The organism is Algoriphagus sp. (genome assembly GCF_024305035.1).
Classification (GTDB): domain Bacteria; phylum Bacteroidota; class Bacteroidia; order Cytophagales; family Cyclobacteriaceae; genus Algoriphagus.
The window spans coordinates 1-1395 of record NZ_JAMWZB010000074.1 but is presented as its reverse complement, the minus strand read 5'-3'; the positions used below and the strand labels follow the sequence as shown (position 1 = coordinate 1395).

Annotated in this window: 2 protein-coding genes; both read left to right on the top strand. The window is 37.7% G+C overall.

Going from position 1 to position 1395, the window contains the following annotated elements:
- Window positions 1–761: C10 family peptidase (locus tag Q0L00_RS19555; protein WP_297338580.1), on the top strand; the 761-nt coding region annotated here is incomplete at its 5' end.
- Window positions 758–1395, top strand: a 638-nt coding sequence (locus Q0L00_RS19550; protein WP_297338579.1) for a hypothetical protein, incomplete at its 3' end; no start/stop codon positions are given. The genes Q0L00_RS19555 and Q0L00_RS19550, both read left to right, overlap by 4 nt.

The window sequence follows — 1395 nt, the reverse complement described above, 5'->3', positions numbered from 1 at the left end:
TGTGCAATCCCTATTCCACTACCGATCAGCGTTTGCCATTATATTCTTATCATCCAACGGATAATCCAGGAGGAATTAAATGGGGACAAACAGGAATTTCAAATTACTATGCCCCGACTAATATTTGGAGAAGCTGTAGATGTAATGATAAAAGCCCTATAGGTTGTGGTGCAGTGGCTATTGCCCAAACACTTTGGTATTTTAGACCTAACTCCAATTACCCATATAGCATAATGCCACAGACTTCAAATACTTGCCAAACGCCATCTACATCCGGTGAAACCTCTTTAGCATTGTTGATGTATAATTCTGCCCTCGCTGCCCATACCGATTTTAATTTTTTGACTACGTGCAACGGAATGACTTTGCCAGGGAATATAAGTCTCGCTTTGGAGTCTATGGGGATGACCAACGGAGGAAATACCTCTAATTTTAACCCCGCCAATTTGAGATTGGAATTGTTAAATGGGTACCCAGCGATTTTTTATGGGTATGATGACATAGATGAATGGCATATTTGGACGTGCGATGGGTACAAAAGAAATAATTATAGATCGTATGACTGTGACCTAGACGGATGCATGGAATGGTCCTATACCTGGTATTTTATGAATTGGGGATGGGATAATGATGATTTGACTCCTCCTACTAATGATGGTATAAATACCACTAATGGATATTATAGTTCTGGAGTTTTTTCTCCGTACGGTTCGTCAAAGAATTATAATAATGGATTAAAAATGATAACAGGATTAAGATGAAAAACATAGTTAAAATATGCGTGGTTATAGCTTTAACAGCTTGTGATGAGACCTTCCCATACGAAACGGGAAGATTTCCAGATGATGCTCCTGTTAATTTAACTGATTTGAACACGGAGTATGACGAAATGAACTCTAATTTTGTGCCTTCAACGGCTGATATCACGATTAATTTTGTTTTTTCAACAAATTCACTCTCTCAGGGTCAACAATTTGATCTGGATTATTCTTTAATTGGATTTTTGTGGGATAAAGAAAGTGGAAATTTTTCCTTTAGTACCAATAAAATATTTGATGGAAGCCAAAGCATTAGGAATAGTTTATTTGCAATTAATTCCCCATTACATGAAAAAGGGCCATACACCTTCGTGGAAGAAAACAGTAACTATGTTTTGTTTTCTAGAGCCGATTCGGATGGTTCTTTTTCCATCTTAACGGAACCTAAAATAAGCTCCTCAGAAGAGGTTGATAGGAGTGAATCTTCATTTAGGCTTTTGGACATTGGGTCAAGCGAAATGTATCCTTGTTTCTATGGGCAAAATTTTTTGAAAGACAATGAAGGTATTGTAAGCCAAGGCAGACCCGAAAAAATGCTTTTTAGCTCGGATCGGGATGGGGCATTTGATATCTACGA